The 21,288-nt window shown below is 52.8% G+C and carries 17 protein-coding genes and 4 pseudogenes; 9 read left to right on the forward strand and 12 right to left on the reverse strand.

Going from position 1 to position 21,288, the window contains the following annotated elements:
- The first annotated feature begins 84 nt into the window (after window positions 1–84).
- Window positions 85–870, forward strand: a complete 786-nt coding sequence (locus ACQ86O_RS26425; protein WP_431223529.1) for a helix-turn-helix transcriptional regulator — start codon at window positions 85–87, stop codon at window positions 868–870.
- A 106-nt stretch (window positions 871–976) separates the two neighbouring features.
- Here ACQ86O_RS26425 and ACQ86O_RS26430 read toward each other — a convergent pair whose 3' ends face one another.
- Both ACQ86O_RS26430 and ACQ86O_RS26435 read right to left on the reverse strand, forming a co-directional pair.
- A complete protein-coding gene (locus ACQ86O_RS26430) occupies window positions 977–1,231 on the reverse strand; it encodes an ABC transporter ATP-binding protein (protein ID WP_431223530.1) in 255 nt (84 codons plus the stop codon).
- A gap of 176 nt (window positions 1,232–1,407) precedes the next feature.
- Window positions 1,408–2,288 (reverse strand): annotated as a pseudogene (locus ACQ86O_RS26435) (pirin family protein).
- Window positions 2,289–2,413: 125 nt separating this feature from the next.
- Between ACQ86O_RS26435 and ACQ86O_RS26440 the strand changes: the two are divergent.
- Window positions 2,414–3,321 (forward strand): annotated as a pseudogene (locus tag ACQ86O_RS26440) (LysR family transcriptional regulator).
- On the opposite strand, the gene ACQ86O_RS26445 reads toward ACQ86O_RS26440, so the two are convergent.
- Complete coding sequence (locus tag ACQ86O_RS26445; protein ID WP_431225836.1) at window positions 3,322–3,705, reverse strand: VOC family protein; 384 nt, start codon at window positions 3,703–3,705, stop codon at window positions 3,322–3,324. It lies immediately after the preceding pseudogene.
- 2 nt (window positions 3,706–3,707) lie between these two features.
- The gene (locus ACQ86O_RS26450) at window positions 3,708–4,490 is read right to left on the reverse strand and encodes a DeoR/GlpR family DNA-binding transcription regulator (protein ID WP_431223531.1); all 783 of its coding nucleotides are present in this window, start codon (window positions 4,488–4,490) and stop codon (window positions 3,708–3,710) included.
- Window positions 4,491–4,692: 202 nt separating this feature from the next.
- On the opposite strand from ACQ86O_RS26450, the gene ACQ86O_RS26455 reads away from it, so the two are divergent.
- A complete protein-coding gene (locus ACQ86O_RS26455; RefSeq protein ID WP_431223532.1) occupies window positions 4,693–5,289 on the forward strand; it encodes a hypothetical protein in 597 nt (198 codons plus the stop codon).
- A gap of 4 nt (window positions 5,290–5,293) precedes the next feature.
- Here ACQ86O_RS26455 and ACQ86O_RS26460 read toward each other — a convergent pair whose 3' ends face one another.
- From ACQ86O_RS26460 to pagP, 3 genes and pseudogenes are all read right to left on the reverse strand, one after another.
- Window positions 5,294–5,563: a putative hemolysin gene (locus ACQ86O_RS26460; protein ID WP_431223533.1), complete on the reverse strand. Its 270-nt coding sequence runs from the start codon at window positions 5,561–5,563 to the stop codon at window positions 5,294–5,296.
- A gap of 59 nt (window positions 5,564–5,622) precedes the next feature.
- Entirely contained in the window at window positions 5,623–6,117 is a 495-nt protein-coding gene (locus ACQ86O_RS26465; RefSeq protein ID WP_431223534.1) for a DUF2501 domain-containing protein, read from the reverse strand.
- Between the two features lie 141 nt (window positions 6,118–6,258).
- Window positions 6,259–6,857: pseudogene (pagP, locus tag ACQ86O_RS26470) on the reverse strand (lipid IV(A) palmitoyltransferase PagP).
- A gap of 165 nt (window positions 6,858–7,022) precedes the next feature.
- Here pagP and ACQ86O_RS26475 point away from each other — a divergent pair.
- Window positions 7,023–7,289, forward strand: coding sequence for a hypothetical protein (locus tag ACQ86O_RS26475; protein ID WP_431223535.1), 267 nt, complete (start codon window positions 7,023–7,025; stop codon window positions 7,287–7,289).
- A 440-nt stretch (window positions 7,290–7,729) separates the two neighbouring features.
- Entirely contained in the window at window positions 7,730–9,409 is a 1,680-nt protein-coding gene (locus tag ACQ86O_RS26480; protein WP_431223536.1) for an alpha-keto acid decarboxylase family protein, read from the forward strand.
- A 35-nt stretch (window positions 9,410–9,444) separates the two neighbouring features.
- Here the strand turns inward: ACQ86O_RS26480 and ACQ86O_RS26485 are convergent, their stop codons facing one another.
- Window positions 9,445–10,530, reverse strand: a complete 1,086-nt coding sequence (locus ACQ86O_RS26485) for a DUF1615 domain-containing protein (protein ID WP_431223537.1) — start codon at window positions 10,528–10,530, stop codon at window positions 9,445–9,447.
- A gap of 151 nt (window positions 10,531–10,681) precedes the next feature.
- Between ACQ86O_RS26485 and tehB the strand changes: the two genes are divergently transcribed.
- Window positions 10,682–11,281 carry an SAM-dependent methyltransferase TehB gene (gene tehB / locus ACQ86O_RS26490; RefSeq protein ID WP_431223538.1) on the forward strand — a complete coding sequence of 200 codons (600 nt, stop codon included), beginning with the start codon at window positions 10,682–10,684 and terminating at the stop codon, window positions 11,279–11,281.
- 112 nt (window positions 11,282–11,393) lie between these two features.
- Window positions 11,394–12,893: an aldehyde dehydrogenase family protein gene (locus ACQ86O_RS26495; protein ID WP_431223539.1), complete on the forward strand. Its 1,500-nt coding sequence runs from the start codon at window positions 11,394–11,396 to the stop codon at window positions 12,891–12,893.
- 569 nt (window positions 12,894–13,462) lie between these two features.
- Here ACQ86O_RS26495 and tynA read toward each other — a convergent pair.
- The 3 genes and pseudogenes from tynA to ACQ86O_RS26510 all read right to left on the reverse strand — a co-directional run bounded on the left by tynA (window position 13,463) and on the right by ACQ86O_RS26510 (window position 17,299).
- Window positions 13,463–15,726 (reverse strand): annotated as a pseudogene (gene tynA, locus ACQ86O_RS26500) (primary-amine oxidase).
- 196 nt (window positions 15,727–15,922) lie between these two features.
- On the reverse strand, window positions 15,923–16,837 hold the full coding sequence (gene feaR, locus ACQ86O_RS26505; RefSeq protein WP_431223540.1) for a transcriptional regulator FeaR: 915 nt from the start codon (window positions 16,835–16,837) through the stop codon (window positions 15,923–15,925).
- Window positions 16,838–17,116: 279 nt separating this feature from the next.
- Window positions 17,117–17,299 (reverse strand): DUF4762 family protein, encoded by a 183-nt coding sequence (locus tag ACQ86O_RS26510; RefSeq protein WP_431223541.1) that lies wholly within the window; start codon window positions 17,297–17,299, stop codon window positions 17,117–17,119.
- 511 nt (window positions 17,300–17,810) lie between these two features.
- Here ACQ86O_RS26510 and ACQ86O_RS26515 point away from each other — a divergent pair.
- Both ACQ86O_RS26515 and alr read left to right on the forward strand, forming a co-directional pair.
- On the forward strand, window positions 17,811–18,182 hold the full coding sequence (locus ACQ86O_RS26515) for a VOC family protein (RefSeq protein ID WP_431223542.1): 372 nt from the start codon (window positions 17,811–17,813) through the stop codon (window positions 18,180–18,182).
- Window positions 18,183–18,417: 235 nt separating this feature from the next.
- Window positions 18,418–19,641, forward strand: coding sequence for an alanine racemase (alr, locus tag ACQ86O_RS26520; protein ID WP_431223543.1), 1,224 nt, complete (start codon window positions 18,418–18,420; stop codon window positions 19,639–19,641).
- A 193-nt stretch (window positions 19,642–19,834) separates the two neighbouring features.
- On the opposite strand, the gene murP is transcribed toward alr, so the two are convergent.
- Window positions 19,835–21,286: a PTS N-acetylmuramic acid transporter subunit IIBC gene (gene murP, locus ACQ86O_RS26525; RefSeq protein ID WP_431223544.1), complete on the reverse strand. Its 1,452-nt coding sequence runs from the start codon at window positions 21,284–21,286 to the stop codon at window positions 19,835–19,837.
- Window positions 21,287–21,288: the final 2 nt, after the last annotated feature.

Consider the following 21,288-nt stretch of genomic DNA (forward strand, 5'->3'; position numbering starts at 1 on the left):
GCCGGATGGCTGGTAATGACTATAATCAAGCTGTTATACGGGTACAATATAACCACTTATCCTAGTATCAACAGGTACCACGCTATGGAATCGGACGACATATCCAGCCAGAAAGCCCTCGGGGCCTTCCTGCGCGCACATCGGGAACGGGTAACGCCAGAAATGATAGGCTTGCCCACGGCTTCTCGTCGCCGTACCAGCGGCCTGCGCCGTGAGGAGTTGGCGCAAATCAGCGGCATCAGTGCAACCTGGTATACCTGGATTGAACAGGGTCGCGAGATTTCCATTTCGCCTTATACGCTGGCACGCATTGCCAAAGCACTTCGGTTAGGCCATGCCGAGCGTCATTATCTGTTCACTCTGGCACGCATCGCCGATCCCGAGCTGGAGCCGCCTCAGGAAGCGGTCAATGCCTCGGTGTTGCAAAGCGTGCATCAGATGACGGTTCCCTGTTACCTGCTCGATCTCACCTGGAATATGGTGGCCTGGAATCCGCAGGCAGAGCAGCTATTCTGCGATTGGCTGAAACAGGCTAACACCCCGAACCTGCTGCACTTTATGTTCTTTCACCCGCAAGCGAAACTGCTGGTCAGCAATTGGGAGGACCGCGCCCGGCGCGTAGTGGCGGAGTTTCGGGCTGAGACCAGCCATCATCAGGGAACAGAGGAGATACGCGCCTTTGTCCGTAACATGACGCACAACAGCGAGGCCTTCCACCATTGGTGGAAACAGCAAGACGTGATGGCCCGTGAAGGCGGGGAACGCATTTTCAGCCATCCGAAACAAGGCGAACTGCATTTCCAGCAGGTCACATTCTACCCGGCAGAACATAACGGGCTTAAAATGGTGATGTTAATACCGCTGCCGTAAAATCTGTTGCAATCGTGCTTCTTGGTGAGCGGTTCAGCCTGCGGGCCGGGTTATTCAGTGGCGGTCGGGGGTAACTGGGAAGAGTTTCGCCCCTAATCAAACAATGTCAGGGCGTTTTACTGTCATCGATTTTTGCCAGAGCCAGGCGATAGGCTTTGACCTTTTGACGTTTTTTCAGCCAGGTAGTGACCGAAACCACAAAAATGGCGCCGGACAGAGTCAGCGCGCCAGGAGGATGGCCGTAAAAAACCATCATGGTAAAGTATACTGCTGAAACAATGGCTACCCATTTAGCCGAATTCCCCACGGTACTTTTCTCGAGGGTTAATCGGCGGATAGCCTCTTCCTCACTGATTCCCATACGCGCTCCCTGATGGTTTAACAGTCCATTATATGTAGAAATACCGCTGTATTTTCAATCGGTTTTTTAGTAAAGATGCGTAAACCTCAACGGGTTAGTTATCGCGAGCAGCAAATAAATGAGGCGCAGCCAAAGGCCGCGCCTGAAATCCCTATACTTTGTATGTAAATAGTGAATTATGCACTCTCCTGATCCACTGACATCGTGCCAAACTGCCCGCTGTTGAAATCGTGGAAAGCCTGCTGGATCTCAGCTTCGCTGTTCATCACAAACGGGCCGTAACCGACAATAGGCTCTGCGATTGGCTCACCGCTCAGCACCAGCAAAGTGACATCGTTGTTAGCCTCAATGGTGATGGATTCACCGCTTCTATCCAGCAGCACCATTTGGGTTTCCCGCACAATCTGCTCACCGTTAACCAGAATGGCCCCATGCAGCATCACTAATGCCAGCGTATGCCCCTCTTCCACCTGCAGGGTGGTGGTATGTCCGGCGTTAAGTTTCATGTCCCACACATTCAGCGGGCTGAACGTTCGGGCAGGCCCCGCATGGCCACCAAAGCTCCCGGCAATCACCCGAACTGAGCCGGCGTTATCCGCCAGTGGAACTACCGGTATATCCTTATTCAGCAACGTCTGGTAACCCGGTGCCGCCATTTTGTCTTTGGCAGGCAGATTAACCCACAATTGCACCATTTCCATCGTGCCCCCTTATGGGAAAACGCTTTGGAATGAAACTCTTCATGCAGAATACCCGAGGCTGCGGTCATCCATTGCACGTCACCAGGGCCAATCACCCCGCCGCTGCCGGTAGAGTCACGATGTTCCACTTCGCCCTGATAAACGAGGGTCACCGTTTCAAACCCACGGTGTGGATGTTGCCCCACGCCACGTCGGCCACTAGCCGAACGGAATTTGGTTGGCGCAGCATGATCCAACAGCAGGAACGGGCTCATTTCTGCACCCAGTTCGTTATACGAGAACAGTGAATTCACCAGGAAACCATTACCGACCCAGTGGGCTTCCGGGCTGTTATAAATACCAAGGATCTTTTTCATCTTGAACTCCTGTTGCAGGCACATGGCCTTACGTTGATGCCAGAAGTTTAATCCAACGCGGTTTGCTGCAGTAGTCGCCAGGATATACACTCAGTGTTCTACAAATGGAACAATAGGAGATTGTGATGCCTACCGATCTGAACGATCTGTTCTACTTCGCCAGCGTGGTGGACCATCAAGGTTTTGCCCCGCAGGGCGCGCGCTGGGCATTCCCAAATCCAAGCTCAGCCGCCGGGTGGCACAGTTGGAAGAACGGCTCGGTGTGCGCCTGATCCAACGTTCAACCAGGCGTTTTTCGGTTACCGAACTGGGACAAAATTATTACGTTCACTGCAAGGCAATGCTGGTTGAAGCCGAAGCGGCGCAGCAGGCAATCGAACAGACCCGCGCAGAACCTTGCGGAACGGTTCGCATGTCTTGCCCGGTTGCCATGTTGCATACGCGTATCGGCAGCATGGTGGCAAGGTTTATGGCAGATTATCCGCGGGTGACGGTGCATCTGGAAGCCACCAACCGCCGGGTCGATGTGGTGGGCGAAGGGTTGGATCTGGCCGTGCGTGTGAGGCCCCCTCCGCTGGAAGACAGCGATCTTGTGTTGAAGATCCTGGCTCAACGCCGCGGGTGCATCGCCGCCAGCCCGGCATTGGTGCGCACCCTCGGCCCGGTTAACACCCCCGAAGAGTTGCAGGCCTACCCGACGCTCGATCTGGGCCCGGCGAAAGCCCAGCATCAATGGCAGCTCCACGGCCCGCAGGAACAGAAGTTCCAGTGGGAGCACCAGCCAAGGCTGGTCACCGACGATATGCTGATGCTGCGCACGGCGGCAATTGCCGGGGCAGGTATCGTTCAGCTACCGATCATGATGATGCGCGATGACATTCTGCGTGGCGATCTGGTGCAACTGTTACCCGGCTGGCAGCCTCAGAGCGGTGTGATACATCTGGTCTACCCCTCACGCCGTGGCATACTGCCAGCGGTGCGGCTGTTGATAGACTTTCTGGCACAGCAATTCGCCGCCCTCGAAGAGACGTGATCAGGCGGTGATTTCGATGGCATTACCGTCTGGATCGCGAATGATGGCTTCATAAAAGCCATCGCCAGTCCAGCGCGCACGCCCCAGGAGAATGCCTTCCTGCTGTGCTCGCTGCGCCAACTCGTCCACCAGCGCCTCACTGCCGAGCGAAAGCGCAATATGTGCCCAGCCAACACGCTCCTCGCCTTTGCCTGCTGGCAGCAAGCCAGGCACATACATGATCTCCAGCGCAGGCCCACTGGCCAGTTGAACAAAGCGGGAAACAAAGCCAGGGCGATTCTTGCTCACATATTCCTCCCCCGCCACGCCGTTGAAATAGCGCTGCCAGAAGCCGATTTGAGCCTCAATATCCTGTGTCCATAAGGCAACATGGGCTATTTTCATCATCATTCTCCATTTTCTGTCGGGATATAAAGCACGTTGCCGCCGCTGAGTGTGACCTGCTGCTCAAGCTGAAGATGGCCGCCACGAGCAATGACCAGGTAGTCGACCTGGCTGGCGGGCAGCAACGTATAGGGGGCATAGGTATTGAATTTGTCGCGGGTACACAGCACTGCAACATTGCCGGCGCGAGCCAATACCTGCTTTTTAAACTGGGCTTCCTGATAGCGCAGGGCTGTAAACCCGCTGTCGGCGTCATAAGCGCAGACACCGGTAAAGGCAATATCGAACTGAAACGAGCCAATCTCGGCTACAGCTTTGGCATCCACACAGCCCCCGACCTGCGCATCGATTTCACCACCGATCAGGATGGTGCGTATCCCAGGGCGCTCCAGCAACCGGCTGGCCACGCTCAGAGCGTTGGTTACCACCGTAAGTTGCCGATCGCGCGGCAAGAGGTCCGCCAGATACAGATGGGTGCTGCCTGCATCCAGAAAAATCACCTGTTCGGTATGAATTAGCGCCAGGGCAGCCTGGGCCAACTGCTGTTTTTCATCCCCGCTAAGGGCAATGCGCTCGGCAATATGGCCAGTGGCAGGCGTAGGAGCCAGCGCCCCGCCGTATATCCGTTTGCACAGGTTTTGCGCGGCCAATTGGCGCAGATCGCGGCGAATGGTGGCTTCGGTGGTATTCAAACGGGCCGCCATTTCTATCGCCAATACCCGCCCCTGCTGTTGCAAGGTTGCGAGGATGGCCTGATGGCGCTCGTTTGGTAGCAATTTTGACATTATGGCAGTCCGACACAAACAAACTGAACACAAATGTACACAATCGTACATAAATGAACAATGATCTTGCGCAAAAAGCGCGTTTGGGGAAATTTGCCGGTGGGATGTTGGCTATACTGGGAAAGCAACGTTACCGTAGACGTAACGGCTCAATTAGATACTCTGGCTGCACGTGAAAGGCGACGGGTATTAAGGAAAAGCGATGCTATTTAGAGTAGCAAGATGGTTGTTTCAATTACCGGGCAAGGTGTTTGCCCCAATCTTCAGAAGCCGGCTGACGTTAGTGATTTTCTTTGCCGTAGTGGCTGCGGGCATTTTTGCCATTAAGCAGCAAAGGCAACCAGAAGAAATTTTTACCCTTGCCGCCCCACAAAATTACGTGATCCAACGCGAAGCACCGCTGCGTGAGGCGCGTGAACACTGCGTTGGGCCATTGCCTGACAATCAGGGGCAGCCATGGCCCGCTTCGGCTGGTTTTCTTCACCAGCCGGATTGGAAAACCGGCAGTAAATTGCAGGCATTTACCCTGGATAATCAGCACAACAAATTTGCGGTCTTGGTCAAATTGGAGAGTGCCGCCCGGCAAACACTGGCGGAGGTATTTCTTCCCGCAGCCAGCAGTTTCAATATCAAACTGCAGCCCGATACCAGCTACGTGATGAAAGTGAAGGATATCAACAGCGGTTGCAGTTTCCGCACGGTCTTTTCGGTGGCAGACAACCACGATGGCAGGCTGCCACTGACCTTAACAGCGGAAGGATCAGAACGCTATCACCCGATAACCAACAGCAAGTTTTAACGCGTTATTTCTTCACTGGATGATCGCGGCGGAACAGTTCCCAGCTATCCATTTCCTGGCCGTTTGGCAAAGTGCAGGTGGAATACTGCCCCTGGGCGTTTTGCCGGCCGTTGAGCTTGCCGCCAAGCTTGGTGCAGTAAACATCTGCCGGGTTAGCCATGCCAATATTTTTGTTCACCTGCGGCGGCGGCGGTGCATCATTATTGGTTTTGGCAGCACATCCTTGCAACAGCGCAACGCCAGCAACAAAGGAAAGCATCAGGATCGTTTTCATTGATATCTACCTGGTAATAAATGGGACGATAGCGCAGGATTGCGCCATCGCGAAGTCGGTCAGGAAATAAAGGACATGCCCTGCTTCAATACCAGATCACAGGCTTTCTGCTTCACTTTTTCGGTAATTTGCGAAGTCCCCAGGCTGTTCAGATCCAGACTCTTGCCATCACCGGTATTTAGCAGGCCACCAAGACCTTGCTGATAATCTTCGCTCTTGGCGTTGGCGGTACTGGTAATACCCAGTTGATCCAGTAATTTATCTTTGATCGCTTCAGTGCCTTTCTCGGAAAGGACGTTATTTTTCACGCAATATTGCAGGATACCTGCGGCATTCGTCATGCTGCCAGAACTGAGAGCCTTGTCGCCACCGTTCAACAACCCGGTCAGCGATGACAACGAAAGGCCGCCGCTGCTGCTACCGCTACCCCCTGATTTACCCAGTTCACTGGCAGCACTGTTGAGGGTATCCATCAACCCGGCAGCCTGAACGGTGCCTGCAACCATCACCGAAGCCATGGTCAACGCCAGCAATAAACGATGTTTGGTGTTCATAAAGGTAAAGCTCCTGTTTATCTCCAATATGGCAGCGCGATAAAGCGCGTAGTGCCACGATCCTAGCTTCGGACGCCAGGTATCCCGACAAGTTCCTTTTATTCAGGTTGACGGGCATTTTTAGGATTTCAGGAAGAAAAATCAGAACTGCCAGCGCAGCCAGGCGAAGAACACGTTGCCGTTATTGTAGGTACCAGGAATGTAGGTAGCCTGAAAGGTTAGCTGCTTGTAACCAATAGACGCCAGCGGTAGCGGCGCAGGGATCGGAATATAGTTCCAGTTGTCGCGGGCAGTCACGCTGGCGGTAAAGCCCAGACCAAGGCGGAAATCCTCACCCTCGATCGGGCGCCAGATCTTCTCATAGGCATAACCGCCGATCGGCTCCCATTTGTTATACGAATCCTTGAACATCATAAAGTAGATGCCGTGCCAATCGCCGTCCTGATCGAAACGGGAAATGCCATACCCCGCCCCCAGGGACGCTCGTTATAGCCATCGGTCTTTTCTTTATCGTAAGTCCAGCGATTGTGCCAGGTGATTGCAGGCAGATAGAACTCTTTATTGGGCGAGTTGTTCCAGGTTTCTGCCACATTGCCGGTAAAGCGCCCCCACCAGCCAGATCCCTGCTCTTGCGATGGCGCAGCATTGCTATTTTCGGTACTCTCCTCGGCATAAGAAGGCAGTGCGGAAAATACCAACGCCAGTAAACAAGCCATTAAAGTCCGTTTAAAAACCATCATAAAGCTCCAGTAAAATTTAAAGCCGGGGATTCTTGCCGATCGCCCCCCTTATAATCAAGCTTTATCCTGCTAACCTAATGCTTTTATCCCCTTTGTTGAAGAACCATTAAAGTTACGCAGAGAAGACCCGCCAGCCTGCCCCCCTACAGGTTGAGCGGCTAATCTATGTCGCGACCAGTGGCTTGTCTGTGGGAAAAATCCTGTTCCCTTAACGTACGCGTAAACGCCCAGCACGGCGGTCTCTACTTTATCTCACCGGCCTGCGGCGTGAGCGGCGCAGCTTCGGGGATATTCATGGTCAGGAAATGGATAAAACACCTTTCCTGTTTCCTGACCATCAAGGCTGCACAACCTGCTGTTGTCTTTGCGCTAGCCACTTGGGGCAAGCCGCATGTAAAGCTTTCCTGCCAACGGAGAGAAAGTGGCGCTTAAGCCAGAGGAAAGGGGCAATCCCGCCGCGCCTGGCACAGGTCATTACCCAATAAGAGTTAATTAGATTAAATATATAATTCATTTTTTCAGTGAAAGCTTAAATAGTTGAATCAGGATAAATACATCCAGAGAAAAGTACCTGCCTGAGTTTCTACTCCTGGTCTTACCGCCATTTCATGTAGTAACCCTTAAAAGAAAAGTACCCGCTCTTTTGGTCACTCCCCTGCCCATAACCTTTCCAGGCCGTAAACCGTCCGATACGATTCGAAAAACTCAACCTACCCCAAGCAACTTGAACAAGTTTCCACTTTCATCAACTGTTAAGGCTGACGCCCTACAAGCGACGCGCATTTTCAACGATTAACGGAACGACATCGCCAGCAAGCCATATGCTGCGTTCCCTTAAATAACAATAAATTAACGTGAATGTGGAGCAATAAATGAGGATCACCATAGGTTCATTCATCCTGCAACAACTGGCCGCCCTGAAAGTGGATCGTATTTACGGCGTGCCCGGTGATTACAACCTGGCCTTACTGGAGTTGATCGAGCATAACCCCGAGATTGAATTCATTGGCAACTGCAATGAGCTTAATGCTTCATATGCCGCCGATGGCTATGCCCGGCTCAAAGGTGCTGGCGCCTTGATTACTACCTATGGTGTGGGGGATCTGGCGGCGCTTTCCGGCATTGCCGGAGCCTATGCGGAATCCGCTGCCGTTGTCTGCATTGCAGGCACACCACCATTGCACGCCATGAAAAGCCATGCACTGGTGCACCATACGCTGGCAGACGGCAACTTTGATAACGTGATGAACTGCTTCAAACAGTTCACCGTGGCACAGGCATTGATTACGCCGGAAAATGCCGCGCTGGAGATCCCAAGAGTGATCGCCTGCGCCTGGCAGCAGAAAAAACCGGTTTACCTGCAGTTGCCTTGCGATATTTGTGATGTAGAAATTGAGGTGGCCGCCCCCGGTGATTCGCCCAGCTTGCCGCGCAGCGATCCCAGCTATCTCAAGCTGGCAACCGAGGCCTTGCTCAAACGCCTCCAGCAGGCCAAACAGCCGCTAATCCTGGTCGATCAGATGGTCGATCGTTATCAACTGCAGAAATTGGTGATTGCACTCGCCGCTAAATTCGCCATTCCCATCACCAATATGCCGACGGCAAAATGCGTGATCCCGGAAAATACCCTGGGCTGGCAAGGCGGCTACAGCGGTAACCTGTCCCGCCCGGCGCTGTTTGAACTTATGGCCCAGTCGGACTGCATACTGAGCTTTGGTGTGCGCCTGGTGGATTCCACCACTGGCTATTTCAGCCAGCAGATCCCGGCGCAGGCGGTGGTGGATATTGAGCCCTATGCGCTGAAGCTGGATAACACTTCCTACCCGGCAGTTACTGCGGCTGAATTACTGCAAACCCTGCTGGAAGAGCCAATGCCTGCGACACGATCATCGCTGGCACCCCTGCCTGACCCGGTGCGAAAATTAGCGGTACCCGGCGAAAATCCACTCGACCAGGCCTATTTTTGGCAGCGTATGAATCGCTTTATCCAGGCAGACGACGTGCTGGTGGTAGAAAATGGCACCTCTGGTGCAGCAATCGGCGGTATGCGTATGCCGGATGGCGTTACGGTGGTCAATCAGCCCATCTGGGGCTCGATCGGTTATACCCTGCCAGCACTGCTCGGCACGCTGATGGCAGCCCCGCTACGCCGTCATCTGCTGTTTATTGGCGACGGTTCATTCCAACTGACCGCCCAGGAGTTATCCACTCTGCTGCGCTGTGAGCAGCGGCCGATTATCTTCCTGATAAATAACCAGGGTTACACCATTGAGCGCTATATCCTCGGCGAATCCTCTTCCTATAACGATATCGCCTCCTGGGATTACGCCAAACTCCCGGCAGTGTTAGGCCCCCTGGCCCAGGCATTTTGCGCGGTGGTGGAAACCGGCCAACAGTTGGAAATGGCTCTGGAACAAGCCTCACGGCAAGACAGGCTGGCGTTTATTGAAGTGAAATTGCCGATGATGGATACCCCACCGGCAATGAAAGAGTTTTGTGACCGCTGCAACAGCTTCAACTTTGGCCTGCATAACCCGCGGCGCAGCGCTTAAATCTTTCCGGGGGCGGCTGAACCGGCCCCCGGCTTTTATTGCGCTTTCATCATACAACGCTGATAACGTTCGTCGACCCGTTTGGCAAACCAGGCCGTAGTCAGCTTGCGGGTTATTTTCGGGCTTTCCAACTGGATACCCGGCAACACTTCCCGTGGCAGCGTTTTCCCGGTGGTTTTCTCCGCTAACGCAAACACCCGCTGATATAAACCCGTCTTTTCAAACTCCAGGCTATCACCTTTTTCTAAAGCGCTGCGGATGGCGGCGTTGCTCATATCCAGCCGTTTACCCAATGCCCGCACCGCCAGCTCGGTTGAACCTGGTTTATCGTTGCCGTAATTGATCACATCGCCATCCAGCGCCAACGGGATCCCAGAGACCCGGCTTACCGCACTCTGGAATGCCGCGTTACGGCTGGCATACCACCCGGCATTGAAGTCGGCAAAGCGGTATATCGGCTGCGGGTAGTTAGCCGGATACCCCAACAGATGCACAATACCGAAGTACATGCCGCCACGGCGGCTGAACACTTCCTGGCGAATCGATCCGGTTATCGGGTACGGATAACCTTTGGCATGAACCTCGGCAAAAGCAATGCTGACCTGCATCGGGCCTCCGGTACGTACCGGGTTCAGGCTGCCAAACAGCTTCTGCCCCATAGGAACCATGTTGATAAAATCATCAAAAATCGCACTCAGCTGTTTCTCGCTACGGACGTTATCCAGCCGTTCGCTATAACTTTTGCCATTGGGGGATTTAATCAGCAGCGCGGTGCGCACTACAAAATGGGGGATATGCAGTTGGTCGGCCCGGCGATCAATTTCTTTCCAGGCAATCCTGGCCAGGCCCGGTACTTGTGGATCGGCCTGGAAGCCTGACTCCTGCTCGGTCACGGCCAGCACCGAACAAAGATTTTCTTTGCTGGGCTCAATGCCCTGTGCGGCCAACGCGGCGGTGATATCGACCGCCCAACCTTGGCGATCGCCAACCTTGGCTGGCATCAGCTTGACGATTTGCGCCTTCACATCGGCCGGGCGCACGGCGGGTTTTTCCGGCGTTTTAGTGCTGCAACCAGCCAGCACCAGCAACGCCATCAGGCTCAGTATTCGGTATTTTTGCATCTTTTTCCTGGTCGTCATGGCATCAGCAGAGGTGACGTTAGCCCAGCCAGGCGCTAGGATCCAGTTTAAACTTTATCAGCCAGAGGCTGGTCTAGGCAAAAAGCCAATAAAGATGTATTTTATGTGCAACTTAATTTATAGGAAGATGACGATGGATCAGCTGACCGTCCTGCCAGAAGACCACTACACCCAGAAATACTCCCTGACACCAACCCATTCCGAAGTACTTGAGGCAGCCAGGGTGGTTGCTCCCGGTAAAACGTTGGATCTGGGTTGTGGCAGCGGCCGCAATTCGCTTTATCTCAATCTGAAGGGTTTTGATGTTACCGCCTGGGACAAAAACCCCCAGTCGATTGCCTCACTCAATCAGATCATCGAAACCGAACAGCTCTCTCGGATCACCGCCAGCGAGCAGGATCTCAATATCCATCGTTTCAGCGGCCAATATGACTTTATCCTGTCTACCGTCGTGTTTATGTTCCTGAACCGCGAGCAGATCCCCACGATTGTGCGCAATATGCAAGACAGCACGGTTAAGGGAGGCTACAACCTGATCGTCGCCGCCATGGATACGCCGGACTACCCGTGCACCATGCCTTTCTCTTTCACCTTCAAGCCAGATGAGTTGAGAAACTATTATCAGGATTGGGAAGTGATCAAATACAACGAGAACCCTGGCGAACTGCACCGCGTCGATGCCGCTGGTAACCGTATCAAGCTGCGTTTTGCGACCTTGCTGGCACGTAAATAATCTGGTTAATGTCACGCTGTACAAACCGAATGTCAGGCAGACAAAAGCCGGTCTTGGCATAACGCTATAGACTTGAAAGGGTAACGTTCATCTCTACACCCTAGGAGGATGTATGCCTGATAATCGTGTCACCATTCTGGACAGCGTAGTACGTTTCCTTGACCGCCAACACGGCCTGTATATTAACGGCCAGTGGCAAACCTCGCAGGCCGAACAGCGGCTGGGCGTCTTTAACCCCGCCGACGGTCAACAGATTTCCTCAACCGCCGATGCCAATGCCAACGATGTGGCACTGGCGGTGGCCTCTGCCCATCAGGCCTTTGTTGACGGTGTCTGGGCACAGCGCCTACCCGCAGAACGCGAGCGTATTTTGCTACGCTATGCCGACCTGGTTGAACAGCATAGTGAAGAATTGGCCCAGTTGGAGACGCTGGAACAGGGCAAATCCATTAATATCTCCCGCGCATTCGAAGTGGGTTGCACACTGAACTGGATGCGTTATGCCGCCGGGCTGACCACCAAAATCACCGGCCAGACCCTGGACGTCTCGATCCCGATGCCGCCAGGGGCCAAATATCAGGTCTATACCCGCAAAGAGCCGATCGGTGTAGTCGCCGGGATTGTGCCGTGGAACTTCCCGCTGATGATTGGCATGTGGAAGGTGATGCCTGCATTGGCTGCAGGTTGCTCCATCGTGATCAAACCTTCGGAGACCACCCCGCTCACGCTGCTGCGCATGGCTGAATTGGCCAGCGAGGCTGGCGTGCCGCCGGGTGTTTTCAACGTGGTGACCGGCAAAGGAACGGTTTGCGGTAAAGCGTTAACCGAGCACCCGCTGGTAGCCAAAGTGAGCTTTACCGGCTCGACACCGGTAGGCAAAGGGATCGCACGCGCAGCAGCCGATCGGCTAACCCGCGTCACATTGGAATTAGGGGGCAAGAACCCGGCGATCGTACTGAAAGATGCCGATCTGCAACAGGTGATTGAAGGCTTGATGGCAGGCAGTTTCCTTAACCAGGGGCAGGTCTGCGCCGCCAGTTCCCGTATCTACATTGAAGCGCCGATTTACGATCGCCTGGTCACGGGCTTTGAGCAGGCGGTGAAATCACTGTCTGTCGGGCCAGGTATGGATGGCAGCACTCAGATCAACCCGCTGGTTTCGCAGGCTCATCGCGATAAAGTGGCCGCCTATCTGGAGGATGCCAGAAACAAGCACGCCGAGCTGATAACCGGTTCCGCCGGGCCGGACTCTCAGGGTTTCTATATCCCGCCAACGCTGGTGATTAACCCGGACGACAGCCTGAATCTGGCAAGGGAAGAGGTTTTCGGCCCAGTGGTAAACCTGATCCGCGTGGCAGATGCAGAAGAGGCTCTGCGCAAAGCCAACGATACCGATTATGGGTTGACGGCCAGCCTGTGGACCACCAGCCTGCAAGCCGCCATGGCCTATACGCCACGCATTCAGGCTGGCACGGTGTGGGTGAATACCCATACGTTGATCGACGCCAATATGCCGTTTGGCGGCTTTAAACAATCTGGCAGCGGCCGTGATTTTGGCCCGGATTGGCTAGATGCATACACCGAATCGAAATCAGTCTGTATCCGTTATTAACCTAAAGCCCGTTAAAGAGAAAGGAAGGTGGGATCGCGCCACCTTCCTCTTACACCAATCTTGAGCCCGGGGCTGTACAGCCAGCATTTTACGCCGTCTGGCGTGCCGGTTTACGGGATCAGCCGTAAAGAAATTATCCTCCCCGCCGCAGGCTCTTGCTGCCACCATCCGATCACACAGCCATAAGAATCGGTTTTTTACATCCGCGTACTGGCCAAGACAACCCTGCTTGTTGATGCGGCGATCAACGGCTGCATAAGCCGGGATGAGTGGGGTTGCTGCCCCCTGCCGTCCTTCTGCAAACGCTATCAGCGGGTGTTGGCTTGTCCACGCCACGCGGGTATTTCGCGTACCTGGTTGCCAGTCTCATCCTTCCCGAAGCGGGTATTCTTTTTCTGCTACAGCAAGTTGCCCTTCATATCATTCTTGTGAAAACAGGCAACCACACTGATAAAATCGAATTTATGCTATTGAAGTAATTTGATATTTCCAGTCAACGCTGAGGGCGCACAATAAAGCAGGGCGAACCACTTGTTCGCCCTGCTTTCTCAGTGTTGCAATAATGACTTCTACTGTTGCCCGTTCAGATTCAGCGTTGGCGTTTCATCAAAGAAATTCCACGGTTTGAGCAATGCGTGTACCCATTCGGTTGGCATAATCGGCCACTCTTCCGCGCGCGCCACATGGGTAGTGCCGGTTGTTAACCACACCACGTTGTCGGTGTTGTCTATCGGCTGATTGTCGGCGGTGTATTGCCCCAGACCAGTATCATGAATCGAGCGGTTCGGGTATTTGCCTTCCGGGTAGCGCTCATTCGGGTTGTAGCGGGTCACCCACAGTTGCCGATCCATAAAGCTCAGACGGTGATAGATCCATTCGTCTTTACCAAAGTTGGCCCCTTTGGCGATCGGGTGGGTCCCCCCGCATAAGGGATCATCTGATAGGAAACCGGGTTGCCCATCTTGTTCAGCCGGTTCGGATTACTCAGTAAACGAATGGTGGAAGGATCGAACTTCTGCGCCGCCTGTTGCTCGGTACTGACCTTCACCTGATCGACCTGCATGGTGCTGGATCGCGGACCACCACGATCGTTAGGTTTCACATCAGGGTTCAGCTCCACCAGGCTGTTGTTTTCCCCATCCACATCCATATCAAGCCGGAAATTGTAGATATGCTGATGGGTGGTCCCCACGATGTTGTGATCAATCAGCGTGCCGTACTGCGTATCCTGCCTGGCCGTGGGATCCTGCATGGTTCGGGCCTTCACGCCTTTAACCGCTTCAATCCCCGTCGCTCCAGCGTCGATACCGATAGTGCCGTTCTGGTGGAAGACCCAGTCGAAGATATAATCGTAATTGCCCACCGTACTGATCCAGCGCACCACCAGTTCCCGGCGTTCGGTGCTGATGTTTGGCTGCCCCATCTCCTGATGCTTGTACTCCGGCCCGGCGTAGCGCTCAAACACCGCAATGGCCCGTGGAATATCGGTAGGTTTGCCGGTGTAATCAGCAATGGTTTCATTCAGCAACACTGCGTTTTGCGGCGCATCTTTACCCAGCGCGATAGGGGAAGTGAGCGTGCCCATGCCGTAGTCACCCGCGTCCAGATAGGCTTTGAAATACCAGCCCACATCCGGATCGCCGTAAGGCACAATCATGCCGCCCAGCGATCCCTCATACATCACTTTGCGCTTACGACCATTGTCGTTATAAGTCACCGTCGAAATTACCGGCCCAACGCGGGAATTCAGATGCAAGTGGAAATCCCAGTTCTGCCAATGGAGGGTATTACCGGTAATAGTGTAATTTTTACCTTCTGGCTCAATGATATCCAGCGGTTTGATTTTAGGGGCTTTGCGATCGCGGCCATCATACGGCGTTGGCTTCATCGGCACCGGGATCGTCGGCCCTTCTTCAATTTTGATGATTTTCTTCTGTTCAAGATCGACCACCGCCACCAGGTTTTCGATCGGATGTGCCCAGTAGTTGCCATCGCCAACGTCAAGGTAACTGACCACTTTCAACAGGCGCTGATCCTGCTGCAAACCATCTTTACCGTCGAAATACCCCACCGTCAGCGGCGTAGTTATCACTTTGGTCGGATCCTGCACCCCGTGTTTTTTCAGGGCTTCGGCGTATTCTTTACTGCCATTGATGATCGTCTGGACGCTGGTGAAATCATCCAGCAGCACCATCCCCTGGGCATCTTTGATCGGCTGCCAGGACAGCACTTTTTTCTGTTGCAGATCCACGACGGCTTCAATGACATGTACCCCGTCAAGCAGGGTGACATCAGCCTGGCGCGGTGGTTGCGCATCGCTACCGTTCAAGACAAACTGCCAAACCTGCTCTTTCCCCGGTTCCCGCAGCGAAACTTCGGTAAAACGCACGTTGTTCTTATACTCCGGCGCTGCCTTGATAGCGGCCACCACCGTGTTAATTTCGGCCGCACTCAATGGGTTCAGCGGGTGCGCACGGTGTTCAACGGCAAAGGTCTGATCCAGGCCAGACTGGAAAACCTCATTGATAAACTCCTCAGACATAAAGGCCGTTTTGCCCTTGAACACCACCGGCACCTGGAGTTTCAGCGGCTTGCCGTTAACTATCGCCTCGCGGGTATCCGGTTTGACTTTCACATAGGCCCCATCTTTGACGATGGTGAACATGCGCGCGTAATCATCCCACTGCACGCTGGCACCAAATTCCTCCAACGTTTTCTGCATAGGTACCATATGGGCTGCAGCGCCATGAGCCAGCGCCGCCGGTTGCCAACAGGTCGCTGCCAGCAAGCCCAATGCCAGCGCGATTGCGGCTGGCAAGCGTTTGGTTTTCATTATTGGTTTTGTAAGCACCATCATTCCCCCGTCACGAATAAAAGAGACATTGCATCCGTCATTATTTTCATGAACCCACTAATCGGCCCAGATCAACATAGCAACTCTTCACAGGGGATATTTTGTTCTGCTTGCCATCCTGTTTGTCGCTCCTGACAATCTGCAGCAAAGCATGGCGGGAAGGGAATGGCGGGGATTACTGATACTGCTTGCGATACTCACTGGGCGAAACGCCAAAGCGGGCCTTGAAAGCGGTGGAGAAATGGCTGTGGTCGGCAAATCCCCAGTCATAACCGATATTGCCCAGCTTTTGCCGCTCTTTGGCTAGGCGTAACGCCTGAGCGCACAGATCCAGACGACGGTTTTTGATGTATTGCGCTACCACCAGCCCTTTACGGGCAAACATGCGGTACAAACTGCGTACCGAAACCCCGACCTCACTGGCAACCCATTCCGGCTTCAGTTGTTCAGACTGGATATGCTTGTCGATAAACGCCAGCGAACGGGTAAAAACCTTTTCGTGTGGATCATGCCCTTCGTCCTGCCCCACCAATACCGGCCGCAGTAAGGTAGCGACGGCATTAAGCACGGCTTCGCTTTCTACCCTACTCATTTGCGGGTTCTGCATGCTGCCCAGCACCAGTTGCTGGCTGAGTTTAGCCACCATATTGTCGGCACCAATGCGCTGTGCAAAAGGAAGATCGGCAAAACGCAGATGCTGTTCAAGGTAGCTGCGCGGCAATACCAGTGATAATTGGCGTGAACTCTGCTGGTAAGTAAAACTGCATGGCTTTGAGGCATCGATAAAGGTGATATCCCCCGCTGATAACGTGGCCTGATTCTCCCCCTGTTCCATCACCGAATTACCACGCAGTTGGAAGGCAATAAAAAAGTGGGCGTTATCACTTTGGGCAATCTCGCTGCGGGTTCGATAAAGCCTGGCCCGCGCCACATCAACCACGCTCAGGCTCAGAGCATGGGATTGGAACTCCTGTATCGCACCCGCAAAGCCCGGGGCCAGGATTTTGGCGCAAAACCGCCCACAGGTCGAATTGATTTGCCCTAACCACTGTTCAAAACTGGCGTCACCGGGCCGTGTGGAAATTGCCATAATTAACCCCTTGAAACATCAGCAATAAAAGAGAGCTGGCCAATCAAACTTACCGACCCGGAGCCTTTTGGAAAGCCAGGTTCGTCAGTGCAACCTGAGCACCATAACAATTCATTAACATGGATTCAAAGTTATAGCGGAAATTTGGTGCGGGGATCACAGATTGCCTGGGAGTACTGCCAGATTGGGGGATTAAAATAAAAAAGGGGAAAAGCCGGAATGCCGGGTGAGAAATAAGGCACAGCACCTGAGCGCCATACCTTAAAATATTACTGACGATTACGCGCAGCTAGCCAGGTCAGCTGGAGCACGGTCAGTGTATTCGCCGTACTTACCCTGACAGGTAGTTACTTTACGGCAAACTGCAGTTGCACCGGTACCTTCTTTTTCGAAAGTATCTTTACAAGCCACGAAAATACCACCAACAATGTTTGAAACTTCAGCTACGTTTAACTTTTTCATAAAATATCCTTATTGAAAATAATAATAAAGTTTGCCTTAATGATTCGTCATCAATAAAGTATTTAATTCTTGAAACATCTACTAAAAATTAATAACGAATAGTTGAAAAACCATCCTTAAGGCCAACGAATTATAATGATCAATCAAATTCATAGTCAACGTTAAAGCCTTATCCGGAACACCTTCGGGAAAATTCTCAATTAAACAACCTTTTTATCCCGGTATTCTCCATCAATATAAAAGCATTATATAAATCTCAAGGGAATTAATTATAAATTGAATATAAGATGTTTCTAATAAAAAAACGGAAAGAACCCATCAACGAGTAATGATGAGGATTACTTTTAAGTTTCTGTTGACCAGACAGAATAAATTCCGGTCAATGAAAAAACACTGATGTGATTGGACAAATTTTGTACCCAATGCATGATCCAGATCACTGTATATACATACATTAGTCGCCACAATGTCTATCAAGAAACCATTAACTTAAAACCGACTGGAGAAAGTGATGAGAACAAACATTGTTGGCTGGTTTGAGATTTATGTTGCGGATATGTCACGAGCGCAAAAATTCTATGAGTCTGTTTTCAATACGCAGTTAGAAAAATTGGAAGCCGAGGGGATGGAATACCTGATGTTCCCTTATCAGGAAGGGAGTGAAGGTGCCGCTGGTGCACTGGTAAAAATGGAAGGGGTTCCCCCTGGGCCGGGCGGTTCTCTGGTGTACCTGATATGCGAGGATTGCGCGGTGGAAGAGAACCGCATTGTTCCTAATGGTGGTGAGATCCTGAGAGCAAAATTCAGCATCGGCGAATATGGCTTTGCCTCCATTGTGAAAGATTCTGAGGGCAACGTTATTGGATTGCACTCGATGAAATAACCCGCTTCTTGCTACTGAACCCCAGAACTCTCTCACTGGCCGGGTATCCCCGGCCATAAATACGCCGATTCGCCCGCCGCCTCCTTAATTCGAAAAAACGATTTACAACAATGCATTTTTAGCATTTATTACATTATGTTAGCGCAAATAGTTGCCAACATACTCGCCGTCAAATCAGATAAAAAAACTGATGAAGACCAGTAAATTCATTTCTTTATTTTGCTTGGAAGGGAATATGCCGCTGCATTTACGTCATTTAGTATTAATACCGCTATTAACGCTGGTTGCTTGCCAGCAACCCAACACCCCAAATCACTCCCTGGTCATTACGACCAAAAGTTCACCAGACGTGGTGAATAATGCCCGATTAGAAATTTCGCAAAGCGCACTGGAATATAACACGCACAAAGTCCAGCAACTGCTCGGGAATAAATCAACCCTTTGCGCCATTTTAAAAGGGGATGCCTACGGCCACGACCTTTCGCTGGTGGCCCCCATCATGATAAAAAACAATGTGCAGTGTATTGGCGTGGCAAGTAACCAAGAGCTGCAAACCGTGCGCGAGCTGGGCTTTAAAGGCCGCCTGATGCGCGTGAGAAACGCCACCGAAGCGGAGATGCGCCAAGCCACCGACTATGATGCAGAGGAGCTGATTGGCAATCTGGAAATGGCAAAACGCCTGGATGCCATCGCAGCCCAACAGGGGAAAACGCTGCGCTTTCATTTGGCACTTAACTCTGGCGGAATGTCACGCAATGGTCTGGAAGTCAAAGATAGCGGCGGGCTGGCAGAGGCCAAGGCCATTGCAGAATTACCGCATCTGAAGATGGTGGGTATTATGTCGCATTATCCTGAAGAAGATGCGGCAGCGGTACGCAAAGATCTCGCCCGTTTCAAGGTACAGTCGCAGCAGGTACTTGATATCACCGGGGTCAAACGCAGCGACATCACGTTACACGTGGCCAATACCTTCGCCACCCTCACCGTGCCTGAATCCTGGCTCGATATGGTACGCGTCGGCGGGGTATTTTACGGCGACACCATCGCCAGCACGGAATACTTGCGCGTAATGACGTTCAAGTCATCCATCGCCGCCCTTAATCAATACCCCAAAGGCAATACCGTGGGCTACGATCGCACCTATACGTTAAAACGCGATTCGGTACTGGCAAATATTCCGGTCGGTTATGCCGATGGCTATCGCAGGGTATTCAGCAATGCTGGCCATGTATTAATCCAGGGGCAGCGCGTGCCTATCGTAGGTAAAACCTCAATGAATACCGTGATGGTGGATGTGACCGGGCTGAAAAACGTCAATCCTGGTGATGAAGTGGTGTTCTTTGGCAAACAAGGCCATGCGGAGATCACGGCTACCGAAGTCGAGGACATCAGCGGCGCACTGTTTACCGAAATGTCGATCCTTTGGGGCGCAACCAACAAGCGCGTTTTAGTGGATTAAATTAAATCGACATGGCCCTGACCAGCAGGGCCAATTCGGCCAGGAACCGATTTGAATGCCGCAAGCGGCGGGCCACAAAAAGCTGATAACAGTTTTACGCTACTCGCGGCGCCCCTCAAGGGCCAGGCTCACGAATGAGGCCTGGCAACCGCGTGCAGATAACAACGCGGCAGCCTGAAAGACGACGGGTATATCAGCTTAAATCAACATCCTTGCTGCCAAAGAACCACGTCAGAATAAATCCGGCGGTATAGGAAATGGCAATACCGGCGACATAAACCAGCATCCCGGCAAAAATGCCCTTGGCCGACGTCATCAGCGGGATAGACACCAGGCCCGATGGGCCAAATACCGTGTTGAGCCCCACCGGTAACCCCATCCAGGCAATCAGGCCGATAAAGAAGCCGCCAACGGCTCCGCCCAGGCAGGCAGTCACAAAGGGCTTCAGGCGTGGTAACGTAACGCCATAAATCAGCGGTTCACCAATGCCCAACAGGCCAGGGAAGATAGCGCCTTTGATCTGGGTACGTAACAGAGAGCCTTTTGGCGAACGGAAAAACAGCGCCAGCGACGCCCCAACCTGACCAGCCCCAGCCATCGCCAGAATAGGAAATAGCGAGTTAAAGCCCTGCGCATCCATCAAGGCAAAATAGACCGGTACAAAACCTTGATGAATGCCGAACACCACGGCAATCAGGAACAACCCGGCCAGGATGGCGGTACCAAACGGGTTGCCGTTCAGGTGCATAAACAGCCATGACATGCCTTTAAACAGCTCACCGCCCACCGGCATGATGACCACAAAAGTAATAGCGCCAGTGATCAGCAAAGTGATGGTCGAAGTCAGGATCATATCCAGATTATCGGGAATTATCCGGCGTACCTGCCGCTCGATCCAGGCCCCCAGCATACAGGCCAGCAAAACACCGATAATATTGCCGCGTGGATCGATCACCAGCCCAAAGAAATCACTCATGCCCGCGTAATAACCGACGGTGCCTTCCGGAATATAACGCAAGACAAACAGCGAGGCGATAATCGCGCCATTGACCCCGGTGCCGCCAAAAGCCTTCTGGGTATTAAAGCCAATCAGGATACTGAGGAAGGTAAACAGACCGACGCTGAACACCTTCATGTAAGCAATCAGGCCTTTTAACCAGGCTGCCGGTGCCACTCCCTCAATCACCAGCGTTTGCTGCAGCAGCGTGGCGATCCCCAGCAACAGGCCTGCGGCAATAAACCCAGGGATCAGCGGCGTGAAAATAGTGGCAAACTTGGTCAGGAAATTATGCACCGCGCTATTTTGCTTCGACTTCATCTGGCGTTTGTTCTGGCTTGCCAGCGCCTGTAAATCTGCCTGTTCTTCTCCCCCGTTGGCTTGCGGTGGCGCCGCGGTCAGCATCGCATTCATCATCTCACTGGCGGTCTGAGCCTTACCAGGGCCGAGGATGATCTGCAGTTGATCGTCGCCGTTAACCACCCCCATCACGCCGGGTATTTTCTTCAATGCATCTTGCTGTATCAGTTGGCGATCTTTTAACGTCAGGCGCAGCCTGGTCATGCAGTTACCGCAGATAATGATATTTTTACTGCCACCGGTGAACAGTAAAATCTGCTCGATCATAGGAACGGTTATTTTCGCCATGG

The organism is Serratia sp. L9 (genome assembly GCF_050632285.1).
Taxonomy (GTDB): domain Bacteria; phylum Pseudomonadota; class Gammaproteobacteria; order Enterobacterales; family Enterobacteriaceae; genus Chania.